The organism is Pleomorphomonas diazotrophica (assembly GCF_002844595.1).
Lineage (GTDB): Bacteria > Pseudomonadota > Alphaproteobacteria > Rhizobiales > Pleomorphomonadaceae > Pleomorphomonas > Pleomorphomonas diazotrophica.
This window is the reverse complement of the sequence record NZ_PJNW01000002.1, coordinates 267,321-282,581: the sequence shown is the minus strand read 5'-3', so window position 1 is coordinate 282,581 and position 15,261 is coordinate 267,321. Positions and strand designations below refer to the sequence as shown.

Genomic DNA, 15,261 nt, shown 5'->3' with positions numbered 1-15,261 from the left:
CTTCCCCTACCCCCGATCCCTGAACCGGTTGGTGATCGGATAGCGGCGGTCGCGGCCGAAGTTCTTGGTGGTGATCTTCACGCCGGGCGCTGCCTGCCGGCGCTTGTATTCGGCGATGTAGAGCAGATGCTCGACGCGACGCACCGTCGCCTCGTCGAAGCCTGCGGCGATCAGTTCGGCCACCGTCTTTTCCTCCTCGACAAGGCCGTTCAAAATGCCGTCGAGCACCGGATAGGGAGGCAGGCTGTCCTGGTCGGTCTGGTTCTCGCGCAGTTCGGCGGTCGGCGCCTTGGTGATGATGCGCTCAGGGATCACCTCACCGGCCGGCCCCTTGAGGCCATCCGGCCGGTGGGCATTGCGCCACTCGGCGAGGCCATAGACCTGCATCTTGTAGAGGTCTTTGATCGGGTTGAAGCCGCCGTTCATGTCGCCATAGAGCGTGCAGTAGCCCACCGACATCTCGCTCTTGTTGCCGGTGGTCAGCACCATCGACCCGAACTTGTTGGACACCGCCATCAGGATGGTGCCGCGGGCGCGCGACTGAAGATTCTCCTCCGTTGTATCGGCCTTGGTGCCCTCGAACAGCGGCCCGAGCGACTTGAGGAAGCCCTCCACCGGATCGGCGATGGCGACCACATCATAATGGACGCCGAGGAGAGCAGCGCATTTTGCCGCATCCTCAAGGCTATCGGCCGAGGTATAGCGATAGGGCAGCATCAGGCAGCGCACCTTGTCGGCCCCGAAGGCATCGACGGCCATCGCCGCCACCACGGCCGAATCGATGCCGCCCGACAGGCCGAGCACCACGCCGGGAAAGCGGTTCTTCTCGACATAATCGCGCAGCCCGATGACGCAGGCGAGCCAGTTGGCCGCCTGAATGTCCGGATAAGGCTCGACGTCGCCGGGCACGATCCGCCAGCCGTCTTCGCCTTCGGCAAGCGTGACCAGCGCCATCGTCTCGCGGAAGGCCGGCAGGCGGCAGGCGAGCTCGCGATCAGGGTTGAGGCCAAAGCTGGCGCCGTCGAACACCAGTTCGTCCTGGCCGCCAACGGTGTTGAGATAGACCATCGGCAGACCGCTCTCCACCACCCGTGCAGTGGCGATGTCGAGGCGTTCGCCCGTCACCGTCCAGCGATAGGGCGAGCCGTTGATGACGACCAGCATCTCCGCGCCGGTTTCCGACAGGTGCTCGACGACCTCCGGCTTCCAGATATCCTCGCAAACCGGCAGGCCGAGCCGGATGCCGCGGAAGATCACCGGCTGCGGCAACGGCCCCGGCGCGAACACCCGCTTCTCGTCGAACACCGAATAGTTGGGCAGGTCGGCCTTGAAGCGCAGGGCAGCAACCGCGCCACCGTCGAGCAGGGCAACCGCATTGCGCAACGCGCCGTCATCACCCAGCCAGGGCGTGCCGATCAGCACCGCCGGCCCGCCGTCGGCCGTCTCGGCCGCCAACTGCTCCACCGCCCGGCGGCAGTCGCGCTGCACGGCCGGCTTCAGCACCAGATCCTCCGGCGTATAGCCGACGATGTAGAGCTCGGGCAGGACCAGAAGGTCGGCGCCGAGCCGGGCCGCCTCGGCGCGGGCCTGCCGCGCCTTGTCGAGGTTGCCGAAAATGTCGCCCATCACCGGGTTGGCCTGGGCGAGCGCGAGCTTCAGGGTGCGGAAGGATTTTGTCATGATGTCCGCGATTTAGCCAGAAAGCCCGCGTCGCGGCAACCTCGGGATTTAATTCGTCCCGATGCGATCAGCGGATCGTCTTGCCCCGGAGCGGCGAACGCACGTGGATGATCTCGCTCGGGCCATCATGAATGACCTTGGCCGGCGGCACCGCCGGGATCAGGCGATTGCCGCGGCGTGCATAGAGCTGCCGCGCCGACGACAGTTCGGCAAGACGATCGTAGAGGCGGCGCGCCGAAAGCGGCTTGACGAGCACGTCGTTGGCGCCGAGCTCGACGGCCGTGAGCATGCGGCGCTTGTCGGCATAGGCGGTGACCATGACCACGGCGAGCGTCGATACCCGCTCGTCAGGATGGCGACGCAGCAGATCGAGGAGCGCCGCGCCGTTGCCGGCCGTACCGAGGTTCCAGTCGAGCAGAAGGACATCCGGTGACTGCGTCATGACCAAGGTCAACGCTTCCGCCTCGGTGGCGGCCTGCAGGATGACGCGTACACCGAAGGCGCCGAGCATCGTTTCCGCAAGTTTGCGAAAATAGGCGCTGTCATCGACGATTCCGACGCGTAACGCGTCGAGACGCACATAGGTACCTGGATCCATCGGATCGATCATGAAGCGAAAAACCCTACGACAACAACCATCTAGAGCGTCATATCTCCCCTTCCAGGCTTGAGGCTTGCCATGGAATGAAGAAAATTTCGTTTACGACTGAAACGTTTTCTGAACCATGACAAAGTGTCAAAAAAAATAGGCGCCCGGTTAAGGGCGCCCACTTGAGCTCGGTCAGATCGCGGAAACTCAGCCGACGATTTCGGTCGCGGAGAACCAATAGGCGATTTCCTGGGCGGCCGTCTCCGGCGCGTCCGAGCCGTGCACCGAGTTCTCGCCCATCGACAGCGCGAATTCCTTGCGGATGGTGCCCTCGGCAGCCTTCTCGGGATTGGTCGCGCCCATCACTTCGCGGTTCTTGGCAATGGCGTTCTCGCCTTCCAGCACCTGCACCACGGTCGGCGCCGACGACATGAACTCGACGAGTTCGTCATAGAAGGGCTTGCCCTTGTGAACAGCGTAGAAGCCTTCGGCCTCCTTGCGGCTCATCCACACGCGCTTGGACGCGACGACGCGCAGGCCGGCCGCCTCGAGCTTGGCGGTGATGGCGCCGGTGAGGTTGCGACGGGTCGCGTCGGGCTTGATCATCGAGAAGGTACGTTCGATCGCCATGGAAAATCTGCCCCTCTGTGGTTTGGCGGCAAGGCCGGGCCCGGTCCGAACCGGATCCTCTGGTCAGGCGGGCTTATAGCGGCGCAACGGCACGTGAGCAAGCACGGTAGAGAGGCAGAAGCCTTGAGCGGTATTTAGGCAAGAGCTCAGGCCGGAACGCCATCGAGCTCCGGTCTCATCTCGGCAATCAGGCCAGCAATCCTCTCGCAAAGCGTCGACAGCGGGCTGCTGCGCCGCCAGGCAAGGCCGACGGTGCGGTGCGGCTCGGGCGCGTCGAAACGGCGAAGGCGCACGCGGCCTGCCTCAAGCGGGGTAGATGCGAGAAAGAGCTCTGGCAGCAGCGTGATCCCCTGCCCGGCCGCCACCAGTTGCAGGATGGTGGCAAGTGAGGTGACGCCTGTCCGCGTCAGCCGCCGGGCATCAAGCGCGCCGCATGAGGCGAGCGTCTGGTCGCGCAGGCAGTGGCCATCTTCCAGAAGCAGCAGCGCCTCGGTCGGGATGTCGGCGGCGCTGCCGAAGGCGCCGAGCGACAGCGGCCCGGTCGCCGGCGTCGCCAGCAGGAAGGCATCGCTGAACACCGCTATTTCCCTGAACGACGGATCGCCGAGCGGCAGGCTGGCAATGACGAGGTCGAGCCCGCCGTCCTGCAACTCGCCCACCAGCGTGGCCGTGACGGTTTCGCGCACGCCGACCCGCAACGCCGGAAAGGCTGACGCGAGCGACGGCAGCAGTTTTGGCAGCAGGTAAGGGCCGATCGACGGGATGATGCCGAGCCGCAGCGACCCGACCATCGGGTCGGCGGCAACGCGCGCGAAGGCTTCAAGGTCGCCCACCTCGGTGAGGATGCGGCGGCCGCGCTCGACGATCTCCTTCCCAGCCGGCGTCAGCCGGGCTCCCGAGGCCGCGCGTTCGACCAACTGGCAACCCAGAGCGTCCTCCAGTTCGCGGATCTGTGCGGACAAGGCCGGTTGGCTGACCGCCGCCCGCTCGGCAGCGCGGCCGAAGTGACCTTCGGCGGCAAGCGCATCGAGGTAGCGCAGCTGGCGCAGGGTGATCTTCATAAGGAAATCCTATCAGCCCGACCGGACAAAGCAATTGGAATGATTCCAGAAAATGCCGTCATGTCATTGGCGTGAGGCACAAGGCCTCCCCCTCTTCCGCCGCAGAAAGACCCGCCATGTCCGACAGACCGATCCAGACCACCACCGCCGGTTCGCCCATCGCCGACAATCAGAACTCGCTCACCGCCGGCTCGCGCGGTCCCGTACTGATGCAGGATTGGCAGCTCATCGAGAAGCTCGCTCACCAGAACCGCGAGCGTATCCCCGAGCGCGTGGTGCACGCCAAGGGCTGGGGCGCCTTCGGCGAGCTTACGGTGACGCAGGACATCAGCCGCTACAGCCGCGCCAAGCTGTTTTCCGAGGTCGGCAAGAAGACGCCGCTGCTCCTGCGCTTCTCAACGGTGGCCGGCGAACTCGGCGCCGCCGACGCCGAACGCGACGTGCGCGGCTTCGCCCTGAAGTTCTATACCGAGGAAGGCAACTGGGACATCGTCGGCAACAACACGCCGGTGTTCTTCGTCCGCGATCCGCTGAAGTTCCCCGACTTCATCCATACCCAGAAGCGCCACCCCCGCACCAATCTCCGCTCGCCCACCGCCATGTGGGACTTCTGGTCGCAGTCGCCCGAAAGCATCCATCAGGTCACCATCCTGTTCTCCGATCGCGGCCTGCCGACCGACGTCCGCCATATCGACGGCTTCGGCTCGCACACCTATTCCTTCATCAACGAGGCCGGCGAACGCTTCTGGGTGAAGTTCCATTTCAAGACGATGCAGGGGCATCGCCATTACACCAACGCCGAGGCGGCGGAAGTGGTCGGCCGCAGCCGCGAATCGACACAGGAAGACCTGTTCGGCGCCATCGAAGCCGGCAACTATCCGCGCTGGCGCTTCTTCGTGCAGATCATGCCGGAACTCGACGCGGAAAAGACGCCCTACAACCCCTTCGATCTCACCAAGGTCTGGCCGCATGCCGACTATCCGCTGATCGAGGTCGGCACCCTCGAGCTCAACCGCAACGCCGACAACTATTTCAATGAGATCGAGCAAGCCGCCTTCTCGCCCTCCAACATCGTTCCAGGCGTCGGCTTCTCGCCGGACAAGATGCTGCAGGCCCGCATCTTCTCCTATGCCGACGCCCACCGCTACCGGCTCGGCACCCATTACGAGGCCTTGCCGGTCAACGCGCCGAAATGCCCCGTCCATCACTACCACAAGGACGGCGCCATGAACTTCATGCCCAACAAGCCGAACCCGGACGCCTATTACGAGCCCAATAGCTTCGGCGGACCGCGTCAGGCGCCGGAATATCGTGAACCGCCGCTCAGGATATCGGGCGACGCCGACCGTTACGACCACCGCGCCGGCAATGACGACTACTCGCAGGCCGGCGCGCTGTTCCGTCTGTTCAACGATGAGCAGAAGCAGCGGCTTTTCCAGAACATCGCCGCCGCCATGGCCGGCGTGCCGCTGGAAATCGTCGAACGCCAGCTCGGCCATTTCGAGAAGGTCGATCCGGCCTACGCTGCGGGCGTGCGGCAGGCGCTTCGCGTTGCCTGAACCTGGCGTGCCGCAGGTAACAAAAAGCCCGGCTGGGAGACCAGCCGGGCTTGATTGTTTGAAATGCCAGCCGCCGATCAGGGCTTGGTCGCGGCGCCGGACGCGGCGTTCTGCGCGTCGAGCAGCTTCTGCTGGGCTTCCTTGGCCTTGCGCTGCACCTCAGAGGCGAGCTGCTCGCGCTGGCGCTGCAGTGCCGCCGTGTCGATCGCCGGGCCTTCGTAGGAAGCCGTGAAGCCGCTGAGCGAAATCGGGAAGTTCAGCGCCTTCGCCTGCTGGTTCTGCGTGGTGATGATCAGATCCTTGCCCTTCTTCATCGACGCGGTGAAATCGTCGGTGATCGGGATCTCGGCGAAACAGGCGTTGGGCATGCAGATGGTGTACTTGCCCGGCACCTGGGTGTTCTGGTCGACCTGCACGCGGATGCCCGGCTGAATCAGCATGGACACCGGCGTCTGCACCAGGAGGATCTTGCGCGACTCGCCGTCCACTTCGCGAACGCCGGCCGAGGCGAGGAACTGGCCGCTGTCGGTGCGCAGTTCGCGAACCGTGAAGCAGACCTGCTTCTTAGTGCGGGAGTCCTGGCCGCAGAGCTTGTTCCACGGATTGTTGCTGTCGCCGGCCGAGGCCGCAGCCGGTGCGCCGGCGGAGGGTGCTGCCGGAGCAGCCGGCTTGTCCTGCGCCATGGTAGCCGTCGCCGACACGAGCAGCGCCGCGACGCAGGTCAGAGTCCTGAAAGAATTAACTGTTGCCATTCGCCCAATCCTTTGCATGCGTCGATCCGGAGGCACACATCTGTGGCGCTACCGATCGTCTGATTTCGATCGACTTGTCAACAGCGCTTCACGCAATCTGAAGCCCAGGAAGCCGCCGAAAGTGACTTTGTCTCCCCCCTGCGGCACGCGGGGCGCACCTCGCCCCCGCCCGGAAGTCACCGAACCCGATGACGGCAAATTTGGGCAACAAGGTGACCCGACGGCCACAGAGGAAAAAACGCTGCCCATCCGCACGGTTCGGCGGTGGACCACGAGCCGCTCAAGCCAAAAATCATCGGTCCGGACAGGGTGGACGTGTTAACGTCCTGGAAAGATTCGCGTCCGAACGGAGCCTGGTTCATGTCTGGCGTCATTACCCGCCGCGTCTTCTGTCTTGGCACCGCCAGCGCCGGCCTTCTCCTGTCGTTGCCGGCCCGCGCGGCTCCGGCTCACGGCATCGCCATGCACGGCGAGCCCGCCTTGCCTGCCGGCTTCGAGCATCTTCCCTATGCCGATCCCGCCGCGCCGAAGGGCGGCACCTTCGCCTTGGGCTTTCCCGGCTCTTTCGACAGCCTCAACCCCTTCATCGTCAAGGGCAACGCGCCGCGCGGCCTGTCCGACGTGCTCTATGGCTACAACGTCTGGGACACGCTTCTCTATCGCTCCGCCGACGAGGCCTTCTCGCTCTACGGCCTGCTCGCCGAAGGCGTCGAGATGCCGCCTGACCGCAGTTGGGTCGAGTTCACGCTGAATGCCGCCGCCAAGTTCGCCGACGGCCAGCCGGTAACCGTCGACGACGTGCTGTTCACCGTCGACCTCCTGAAGACCAAGGGGCGGCCGGTCTACAAGCGCCGCTTCGACAAGGTGGTCTCGGTCGATCGGGTCGGCGAGCGTACCCTGCGCTTCTCCTTCGCCGATGGCGCCGACCGCGAGCTGCCGCTGCTCATCGGCGGCTATACGCCCATCCTGCCACGTCACGCGGTGAACCCGGACACCTTCGACCAGTCGTCCATGAAGCCGATGCTTGGCTCAGGTCCTTATCAAGTGGCGAGCGTCGACGAAGGCCGGCAGGTGGTACTGAAGCGCAACCCCGACTATTGGGCGCGCGAGTTGCCCGTCAAGCGCGGTTGCGACAATTTCGACGAGATCCGCATCGAGTATTTCAAGGACGGCACCGCCTTCTTCGAGGCCTTCAAGTCCGGCGCCTTCGACGTCTACATCGATACCGATCCCGGCCATTGGGCCAAGGCCTATGATTTTCCGGCAGCCAAGGATGGCCGCGTCGTTCTGGAGAAGATCGCCAACGGTTCGCCGAAGGGCATGACCGGCTTCGTGTTCAACACCCGCCGCGATCTGTTCAAGGACGCCCGGGTGCGCGAGGCACTGACGTTGCTGTTCGACTTCGAGGCCGTCAATCGCACGCTCTACTACGGCGCCTATGCCCGGAGCGGTTCCTATTTCCAGGGCTCCAGCCTGTCGGCTCTCGGTGTTCCCGCCTCGGAAGCCGAGAAGGCGCTGCTCGCTCCCTTCGAGGATCAGCTGCGGCCCGACGTGATGGCCGGAACCTATGCGCCGCCGGTCAGCGACGGTTCGGGCCGCGACCGCAAGGCGCTGCGCTCCGCGCTCGACCTGCTCGGCAAAGCCGGCTGGAAGCTCGATGGCCGCCGGCTGGTTGACGCCGGCGGACGGCAGTTCGCCTTCGAGTTCATGGCCAAGGTGGCCGACGAAGAGCGTCTCGCCCTCGCCTATCAGGCGACGCTCAAGCTGGTCGGCATCGACATGTCGGTGCGGCTCGTCGACTCGACGCAGTATTACGACCGCCAGAAGGCGTTCGACTTCGACATGCTGCAGATGCTGTGGACGGCAACGCTGTCGCCGGGCAACGAGCAGGTGAACCGCTGGTCGCAGAAGGCGGCGGTCACCGAAGGCACGTTCAACTATGCCGGCGCGTCCAGTCCGGCGATCGACGCCATGATCGACGCCATGCTCTCGGCCACCGAGCGCCCGGCGTTCGAGACGGCCGTCCGCGCCCTCGACCGCCTGCTGATCTCCGGTCTCTACTGCATACCGCTCTACCACCTGCCCGAAGATCTGGTCGCCCGCTGGACACGTATCCACCGGCCGGACACGACGGCGCTCACCGGCATTCAACCGTCCGCCTGGTGGGCGGACGCCAAGTCCTGACGCCCAAGTCCTGCAAGGGCAAACAGGGAAAAGCGCGATGATCCTGACGTCCGAACAACGAGCCGAAACCTACGTCGCTTCCGGCGCCTGGAACAACGTGACGCTCGTCGAGCTCCTGCATCGCAATGCTGACGCGGTGCCCGAGGCGATCGCCTTCGAGGATGTCGGCGCCGGCGCGGTGCCGGGCCTTTCGGCAAGCTACAGCTTCGCTGCGGCGGAAAGACGCATCAACGGGCTCGCTGCCTTCTTCGCCGCCGTGGGCCTCCGGCCGGACATGGTGCTGGGCATCCACCTGCCGCCCTGCGCCGACGCGGCCATCATCCTGTTCGCGGCGCTGAAAGCCGGCCTCGTGGTGGCGCCGCTGCCGATCTACTGGACCAAGTCGGAGATCGAGGCGGCCATCGAGGCAGCCTCGATCAAGGCCATGGTCACCGGCTCGGAAATCGAGGACGAACCATCGGGCGAGCTGGTGCGCGACGTCGCCGCCGACACCTTCGCCATCCGCTTCGTCTTCGCCGTCGGCGACGGCCAGCCGGACGGCCTGATCGACCTTTCCGAAGTGCTCGCCGACCTCGACGCGCTGGGCGAACCGCCGGAGGTGGCGCGGCGCGGCGAAGCGGCCGATCACGTCGCCTTGCTCTCCATGGCGCGCACGCCCGACGACGAACTGCTGATCGTTCCCTACAGCCACAACCAACTGCTGGCGATCGCCACCGGCCACCTCATCGAGACCGGCATCGTCGCCGCCGAGACCGTGCTGTCCACCATGCATCCGGCCAGCCTCGCCTCGGTGGCCGGTTCGATCGCCACGGCGCTGGTATCCGGCGGCCACGTCGCCTTCCACCACGGCACCTCGCTCGCCGGCCTCGCCGACGCCGTCGAGACCGTTGGCGCCGACCGCGTCGTGCTGCCCGAGGTGATGGTCGCCCCGCTCGCCGCCCGTATCGACCGCCCGGTTGCCTTCTCTGCTGTCGGCGTCGGCCTGGGCCTCGCTCCGGCGCCGGTGGCCCGCACCGTCGATCTTCTGACCCTCGGCGGCCTCTGCCTCATCCCGCGCGCCCGCGACGCCGCCGGCGGCGCTCTGGCACTGCCATCGGGCGCGGTGCATATGGGCGGCCTCGACACGGCGCCGGTTCTGTACGAGGCAAAGATCAAGGCGAAGGCCGGCGCGCGAGGCCGCAAGGCGGAGGGCGGCGAACTGCTGCTGGGCGGCGCGGCCATTCCCGACGCGCCCTGGCCCGAGCCGCAGTCCGGTCGCCGCAGCGCCCTGCTCGGCGTCACCTCCGAGGGCTTCTTGCGCACGGGCCTCGCCGCCGAGGAACGCGACGGTCGCCTCGTTATCACTGGTACGCTCGGCGAGACCATCGGCATCGCCGGCATCACCCTGTCGCCGAAGCGGCTCGATGCGCTGTTCTCGCGCCACCCCAGCGTCGAGGACGCCGCCGTCTTTCCGATCGAGGCGGGTCCCGTGGGTCATCGTCTCGGCCTCGCCGTGGTGCCGAAGAGCGGCGAACGGCCCTCCCTGACCGACTTGCTGATCTGGCTCGACGGCGAGGAAGCTGGCAAGCTCGATCGCCCTGCTGCGCTGATGTCGGTGTCGGAAATCCCGCGCAACGCCGATGGCTCGGTCCGGCGCGAGGCACTGTTCCTCGCCGCCGTCGCCTGACGCGGGTCAGGTGAAGTTCGAGGAAACCTGCCGATGCTCGGCCTCCAGCTTGCCGAGCATCTGCGACCGCGCCGGCGGAAGATCGATCGCCCTGGGGCCGGCGACATGCCGGTCGAGGAAGAAGCCGGTGAGCTTCAGGGCTGCTACGACGTCGGCAGCGTCGGGTGTTTCCTCGCCTCCCGGCAGCAGAAACGCGGGAAGGCCGAGCAGACGGTCGGCATAGGGTGCGCCGGCTTCGCCACAAACCGCCCGCGCCGACTTGGGGCTGACGAAGCGAAGGTCGTCGGTTCGCCCCGTGGCGGCGCATGAGGTGAGGTCGAGCCCGAAGCCTAGTTCGTCGAGCAGCATCAGCTCGAAGCGGGCGATCAGCGCCGCCGATTGTAGAAGTCCGTCGAGATGATCGAGCAGCGCGATGGCCGCCCGATAAAGCCCCGGATGTGCCTCCCGCTCGGCCAGGAGCCGCAGGTGGCCGGCGACGATCTGCACCCCGAACACGCCGGAGGCACTCTCCATCAATCGCGCCGCCCGGGCTTCCGCCAGTTCCACGGAAAACAGGCCGAGATGCGTCTCAAGCCGCGCCCGCCAGGTGACCAGCAGCGAGTTGCCGGTCTGCAGAACCGGCTGCAAGCGCCTGGACCGCGCGCCTTTGACGAGGCCGAGATGGCGACCGTAGTCGGGCGTCATCACCTCGATCACCGCGCTGGTTTCCCCATGCGGACGAAGGCCGATCAGCAGCACTTCCGACACCCATTCCATCGACGATGATCTCAAATCGCGCCGAGCTTTTCCTCGGCTTCCTCGGGCGACATTAGCACGACGGCACGCCCAAGCTGAGTGGCAAAGCCCTGCCGCGCCAGGATGGCGATTTCCTTGTTGAGGCCGTCGCGATCCGGCCGCTCGCCCCGCCGCCACGGGCCGATCCGCCGGCGCCGGCAAAAGCGCAGGGCCGCCACCGTCTCGTCAGTGCCCTCCTCCTCGATTGCCGTTCGAGCCAGTTCGCCATCGACACCCTTGGCGCGGAGGCCAAGCGCGATCTTGAGGCGCGACGTGCCCTTGCGACGCGCCGAGGCGACGCGCGAGGCGGCAAAGCCCGCATCATCGAGCAGACCGAGTTCACGGAACTCCGCGGTCAGTTCGGCCACAAGGTCTGCAGGCCGGGCTTCGCCCAGACCGACATAGCCGGCCGCTTCCCAGCGACGCAGCTTCTGCTCCATCAACTCGGCGAAATGCGCCTCGGAGGCCGAGTAGCGCTGGAGATAGGCAAACCCCGAGCGGCGCAGCTTCTCGCGGAGTTTCTTCGGGTCGGTCGGCGCCGCCCGGATGGGAGCATCCGGCGCATCGGGGATTCGATCCCATCCGGCGTCCCGCTTGCCTCTCACGGCCGATCGTCCTCGTCTGCCTCCGTCCCGGCCGACGGTCGGCCCTTGAAGCCCTTGGCGACGACATACATCTCGACGCTTTCCTGCCGCGAGGACGGTGGCTTGAAGTGGAAGACCTGCGCGAAATTCTGCTTCAGCGTCGCCAGAAGCTCGTTCTCGGTGCCGCCACGGAACACCTTGGCGACGAAGGAGCCGCCGGGCCGCAGCACATCGACGGCGAAGGCAGCCGCCACTTCGCAGAGATAGGTAGTGCGGAGATGGTCGGTCTTGTGATGGCCAGTGGTCGGCGCCGCCATGTCGGACAACACCACGTCGGGCGTGTGGCCGCCCAGTGCCGCCATCAGCGCGTCCGGCGCATCCTCGTCGAGAAAATCCTTCTGAAGCAGCGCCACGCCCGGCACGCCGTCCATCTCCAGATAGTCGATGCCTACCACCAGCGGGTTGGCCGGCGTCGATCCGGTCTTCTTGGCCGCCACCTGACACCAGCCACCCGGCGCGGCGCCGAGGTCGACCACCCAGTTGCCCGGCTTCAGGAGATGGTATTTCTCGTCGATCTCGATCAGCTTGAAGGCGGCGCGCGAGCGCCAGCCTTCCTTGCGTGCCTTCACCACATAAGGGTCATTGAGCTGGCGTTGCAGCCAGCGCACCGACGAAGCGGTGCGGCCACGCGCGGTCTTCACCTTCACCTTGAGGCCGGTCTCGGCCCTACCTTTGCCCTTGGGTTTATCTGGGCCCTTGGACTTGTCCGGGCCGGCCGGCTTGTCTCCGCCGGATTTTCCCTTGTCAGACATGCGCTTCCGTCCTTGCGGGCTGCGGCCGGCGGCGCCAGACGCCGTCGCGGGCCATGAGTTCGACCAGGATGCCCTCGCGCAGGCCGCGGTCGGCGACGCGCAGCCGCTGGCAGGGCCACTTGCGGCGGATGGCTTCCAGAATGGCGCAGCCAGCCAGCACCAGATCGGCACGATCCGAGCCGATGCAGGGATTGGCGACCCGCTGATCATAGCCCATGCCGATCAGCCGGTTGATCATCTCGTCAACCTCGCTGCCGTCGAGCCAGACACCGTCGACACGCCGGCGGTCGTAGCGCTTGAGGCCGAGGTGGATGCCGGCCAGCGTCGTCACCGTGCCGGAGGTACCCAGCATGTGCGCACCGCCCGAAGCGACCAGTTCGGCGGCGCCTTCCATGCCATCGAACCCTTCGAGAAGCCCGACCACCTCTTCGACCATGTCGCGATAGACGTCCGGCGTTACCATATGGCCGCCGTGCCGCTCGCTGAGAGTGACGACGCCGACCGGCAGCGACGTCCAGCTCTTGATGAAGCGGGTGAGCGCGAAGCCGCGCGCCTCTCCCCGCCGCCGGAGATCGAGCCAGACCAGTTCCGACGAGCCGCCGCCGATGTCGAACAGCAGCACGCCCTGCGAGCGCGGATCGATCAGCGTGGCGCAGCCGGCCACGGCAAGGCGCGCCTCGGTCTCCCGGCTGACGATTTCGAGGTTGAGGCCGGTCTCGCGCCGCACCCGATCGAGGAACAGTGGCCCGTTCTCGGCCTGCCGGCAGGCTTCCGTGGCAATCAAGCGCATCCGTCGTACCTTGAGATCGGCGAGCTTGCTTCGGCAGACCGCGAGCGCGTCGACGGCACGATCCATCGCCGCATCGGACAAACGGCCCGTGCGGCCGATGCCCTCGCCGAGGCGGACGATGCGCGAGTAGGCGTCGACGACGCGGAACCCCCGGTCCTGCGGCTCGGCCACCAGCAGGCGGCAATTGTTGGTGCCAAGATCGAGCGCCGCATAAAGCGGACCTGTTGCGGGGGCGCCGTGACGGCGATCGCGCCCGTGCGAGCCGTGGCCGTGATGATGACCCGCGCCTCCAGCCGGCCGCGCCTCGCCAGCCTCGGCGTGCCGATCGCCACCCTTGCGACGATCGCCCTCCCGGCCACGCCCCTCTTCGGGGCGTCCATCCTCGCGTCCGGGCTTGCGCACGCCGCGTAGGGCACCCTTTGACGGGCCACGCCGACGACGACGGCGGGCGCCATCTTCACGCGTCTTCCCCGGGGGAGTGTCCGTTTTCTCTACAGAAGTGGTAGCGGGCGAATCGCCACGGGCCGGATGCGGGCTGGCTGCCCGTTCCGGCTGTCTGTCGCCCGATGCTGGCGCATGTCCCACCGAGGTCCTGTCGCCCGCCGCGCCCGAACCGGACCGGCGTTTGCGGCGGCGTCGCGCCGCCCGCTTCGACAGGGCACCGGACGCTCCGTCCGCCGCATTCGCGGCGGGATCGGCACGTCCTCGCGTGGAATCTGCGCGGTCGCCTTGATCGCCCGCGTCACCCACAGAAAGTACTCCGGCGCGCCGCGATCCGGAGCCGGTTTCCCGTTTCAGGTGAAACCAGCCTGTCATCCGCCCCTTCCCTTCCGGGTCGGCGCGGGGGCTCGAGCGGCACGCATGCTCGTTTGTCGTCGGGTTGACAGTACCAGTTGCTGGCGGCAAACGCCAGTGGAAGCCGCGCATGGCCGCCGGCCAAGGGCAGCTCCTAGCGGTTGCCGAACTCAGCGCAGCGGCACGAAGGCCCCGCCACGCCAGACCTGCGGCACATAGGTGGCGCCGCGCCAGTCGCCCTTGCCATCAAAGACGACCTTGCCGAGCACGGTGTTGGCGCCAGGCTTGCGAAGGAACGCCGCCTCCGCCGGCAGATCTTCACCGTTGGCGAGCGCTGCGATCGCCGCCTCGGTGGCGGCGTGGGCGGTGAAGATCGTATCGGTCGGCATCAACTGCCGCTCTTCGAGCGCCAGCAGGAGGTTCACGGCCTCGGGTCGCGACTTGTCGACGGTGGGCAGGAAGAACACGGCGCCTTCGGCGGCCTCTCCGGCGAGAGCCTTGAACTCGGAGAGCGCCAGCGCCTCGTTGCCGATCAGCGCCGCGTCGAGCCCGCGCGCCCGAACCTCGCCAGCAATCACCGCCGCGTCGGCCTGCAAGGCGCCCATCACCACCGCCGACACCGCCGCGTCCTGGATCTTGCCGATCAGGTTGTTCTGGCTCTTCTCGCCGGGTGTGAAACTCTCGGTCATGGCGACGGCGCCGCCGTCGTCGGCGAACAGCTTGGCCGCCTGCTCGACCAGCCCCTGGCCATAGACGCTGCCATCGTGGACGAAGGCGACGCGCTTGCCCTTGAAGCTCGCCTTGAGATACTCGGCGATCGCCCGCCCCTCGCGATCGGAGCGGATGGCCAACCGGAAAACACCGGTACCGATCTTTTCATCGGTGAGGCGTGGATTGGTGGCCGCCGGCGACAGGAACAGCACGCCCGCCTCGGCATAGACGCGGCCGGCCGGCAACGCCGCCGCCGTGCAGGCGTGACCGACGACGGCCTTCACGCCCTTGCCGAGCAACTGGTTGGCCACCGCGGCGCCGGTCTCCGCCTCGCATTTGTCGTCAACGGAGACCGTGCGGATCTTCTCGCCATCAATACCGCCGCGCGCGTTGGCTGTGGCCACGGCGATTTCGACGCCAGCTTTGATGTCGCGCCCGATATCGGCGAAGCTGCCGCCCATCGGACCGGCAATGCCGATCACCACGTCGGCGCGCGCATGTGAAAAGGGAACAGCGGTAAGGACCGCGACAAGAAGACAAGCCCGCCCGATGCCGCTCATGACCACCATCGCCTCTGCCATCCATGCTGCCTCCTGCAGCAATAGCAGCTTGGCCTGCAAAACGAAACGCCGCCGGATCGCTCCGGCGGCGCTCGATGAGACCTTGCGACATTC

The 15,261-nt window shown here is 66.6% G+C and carries 13 protein-coding genes; 3 read left to right on the top strand and 10 right to left on the bottom strand.

Annotated elements, in window-relative coordinates; translation table 11 throughout:
- Positions 1-6: 6 nt before the first annotated feature.
- The 4 genes from CXZ10_RS02310 to CXZ10_RS02295 all read right to left on the bottom strand — a co-directional run bounded on the left by CXZ10_RS02310 (position 7) and on the right by CXZ10_RS02295 (position 3,960).
- Positions 7-1,680 (bottom strand): NAD+ synthase, encoded by a 1,674-nt coding sequence (locus tag CXZ10_RS02310; RefSeq protein ID WP_101287336.1) that lies wholly within the window; start codon positions 1,678-1,680, stop codon positions 7-9.
- A gap of 67 nt (positions 1,681-1,747) precedes the next feature.
- Positions 1,748-2,290, bottom strand: coding sequence for a response regulator (locus tag CXZ10_RS02305; protein ID WP_101287335.1), 543 nt, complete (start codon positions 2,288-2,290; stop codon positions 1,748-1,750).
- A gap of 186 nt (positions 2,291-2,476) precedes the next feature.
- Entirely contained in the window at positions 2,477-2,899 is a 423-nt protein-coding gene (ndk, locus tag CXZ10_RS02300; RefSeq protein ID WP_101287334.1) for a nucleoside-diphosphate kinase, read from the bottom strand.
- A 146-nt stretch (positions 2,900-3,045) separates the two neighbouring features.
- Positions 3,046-3,960: a LysR substrate-binding domain-containing protein gene (locus tag CXZ10_RS02295; RefSeq protein ID WP_101287333.1), complete on the bottom strand. Its 915-nt coding sequence runs from the start codon at positions 3,958-3,960 to the stop codon at positions 3,046-3,048.
- A 116-nt stretch (positions 3,961-4,076) separates the two neighbouring features.
- Between CXZ10_RS02295 and CXZ10_RS02290 the strand changes: the two genes are divergently transcribed.
- Entirely contained in the window at positions 4,077-5,519 is a 1,443-nt protein-coding gene (locus CXZ10_RS02290; RefSeq protein ID WP_101287332.1) for a catalase, read from the top strand.
- Between the two features lie 77 nt (positions 5,520-5,596).
- Here CXZ10_RS02290 and CXZ10_RS02285 read toward each other — a convergent pair whose 3' ends face one another.
- The gene (locus CXZ10_RS02285) at positions 5,597-6,271 is read right to left on the bottom strand and encodes an invasion associated locus B family protein (protein ID WP_180335832.1); all 675 of its coding nucleotides are present in this window, start codon (positions 6,269-6,271) and stop codon (positions 5,597-5,599) included.
- Between the two features lie 360 nt (positions 6,272-6,631).
- Between CXZ10_RS02285 and CXZ10_RS02280 the strand changes: the two genes are divergently transcribed.
- Both CXZ10_RS02280 and CXZ10_RS02275 read left to right on the top strand, forming a co-directional pair.
- Positions 6,632-8,455 carry an extracellular solute-binding protein gene (locus tag CXZ10_RS02280; RefSeq protein ID WP_101288320.1) on the top strand — a complete coding sequence of 608 codons (1,824 nt, stop codon included), beginning with the start codon at positions 6,632-6,634 and terminating at the stop codon, positions 8,453-8,455.
- Between the two features lie 37 nt (positions 8,456-8,492).
- Positions 8,493-10,121 carry an AMP-binding protein gene (locus CXZ10_RS02275; protein WP_101287330.1) on the top strand — a complete coding sequence of 543 codons (1,629 nt, stop codon included), beginning with the start codon at positions 8,493-8,495 and terminating at the stop codon, positions 10,119-10,121.
- A 6-nt stretch (positions 10,122-10,127) separates the two neighbouring features.
- On the opposite strand, the gene recO is transcribed toward CXZ10_RS02275, so the two are convergent.
- From recO to CXZ10_RS02250, 5 genes are all read right to left on the bottom strand, one after another.
- Positions 10,128-10,877, bottom strand: coding sequence for a DNA repair protein RecO (gene recO / locus CXZ10_RS02270; protein ID WP_101287329.1), 750 nt, complete (start codon positions 10,875-10,877; stop codon positions 10,128-10,130).
- 11 nt (positions 10,878-10,888) lie between these two features.
- Positions 10,889-11,500 (bottom strand): regulatory protein RecX, encoded by a 612-nt coding sequence (locus CXZ10_RS02265; protein ID WP_101287328.1) that lies wholly within the window; start codon positions 11,498-11,500, stop codon positions 10,889-10,891.
- A complete protein-coding gene (locus CXZ10_RS02260; protein WP_101287327.1) occupies positions 11,497-12,291 on the bottom strand; it encodes an RlmE family RNA methyltransferase in 795 nt (264 codons plus the stop codon). The genes CXZ10_RS02265 and CXZ10_RS02260 overlap by 4 nt, the downstream gene beginning before the upstream one ends.
- Positions 12,284-13,897, bottom strand: coding sequence for a Ppx/GppA phosphatase family protein (locus CXZ10_RS02255; protein ID WP_101287326.1), 1,614 nt, complete (start codon positions 13,895-13,897; stop codon positions 12,284-12,286). The genes CXZ10_RS02260 and CXZ10_RS02255 overlap by 8 nt, the downstream gene beginning before the upstream one ends.
- Positions 13,898-14,046: 149 nt before the next feature.
- The gene (locus CXZ10_RS02250) at positions 14,047-15,168 is read right to left on the bottom strand and encodes a branched-chain amino acid ABC transporter substrate-binding protein (protein ID WP_101287325.1); all 1,122 of its coding nucleotides are present in this window, start codon (positions 15,166-15,168) and stop codon (positions 14,047-14,049) included.
- Positions 15,169-15,261: the final 93 nt, after the last annotated feature.

Coding starts and splice junctions, on each gene's coding strand:
- CXZ10_RS02260 (WP_101287327.1), bottom strand. CDS start 12,291: ATGTCTGACAAGGGAAAATCCGGCGGAGACAAGCCGGCCGGCCCGGAC.
- CXZ10_RS02280 (WP_101288320.1), top strand. CDS start 6,632: ATGTCTGGCGTCATTACCCGCCGCGTCTTCTGTCTTGGCACCGCCAGC.
- CXZ10_RS02255 (WP_101287326.1), bottom strand. CDS start 13,897: ATGACAGGCTGGTTTCACCTGAAACGGGAAACCGGCTCCGGATCGCGG.
- CXZ10_RS02250 (WP_101287325.1), bottom strand. CDS start 15,168: ATGGCAGAGGCGATGGTGGTCATGAGCGGCATCGGGCGGGCTTGTCTT.
- CXZ10_RS02290 (WP_101287332.1), top strand. CDS start 4,077: ATGTCCGACAGACCGATCCAGACCACCACCGCCGGTTCGCCCATCGCC.
- CXZ10_RS02310 (WP_101287336.1), bottom strand. CDS start 1,680: ATGACAAAATCCTTCCGCACCCTGAAGCTCGCGCTCGCCCAGGCCAAC.
- CXZ10_RS02295 (WP_101287333.1), bottom strand. CDS start 3,960: ATGAAGATCACCCTGCGCCAGCTGCGCTACCTCGATGCGCTTGCCGCC.
- CXZ10_RS02305 (WP_101287335.1), bottom strand. CDS start 2,290: ATGATCGATCCGATGGATCCAGGTACCTATGTGCGTCTCGACGCGTTA.
- recO (WP_101287329.1), bottom strand. CDS start 10,877: ATGGAATGGGTGTCGGAAGTGCTGCTGATCGGCCTTCGTCCGCATGGG.
- CXZ10_RS02285 (WP_180335832.1), bottom strand. CDS start 6,271: ATGGCAACAGTTAATTCTTTCAGGACTCTGACCTGCGTCGCGGCGCTG.
- ndk (WP_101287334.1), bottom strand. CDS start 2,899: ATGGCGATCGAACGTACCTTCTCGATGATCAAGCCCGACGCGACCCGT.
- CXZ10_RS02275 (WP_101287330.1), top strand. CDS start 8,493: ATGATCCTGACGTCCGAACAACGAGCCGAAACCTACGTCGCTTCCGGC.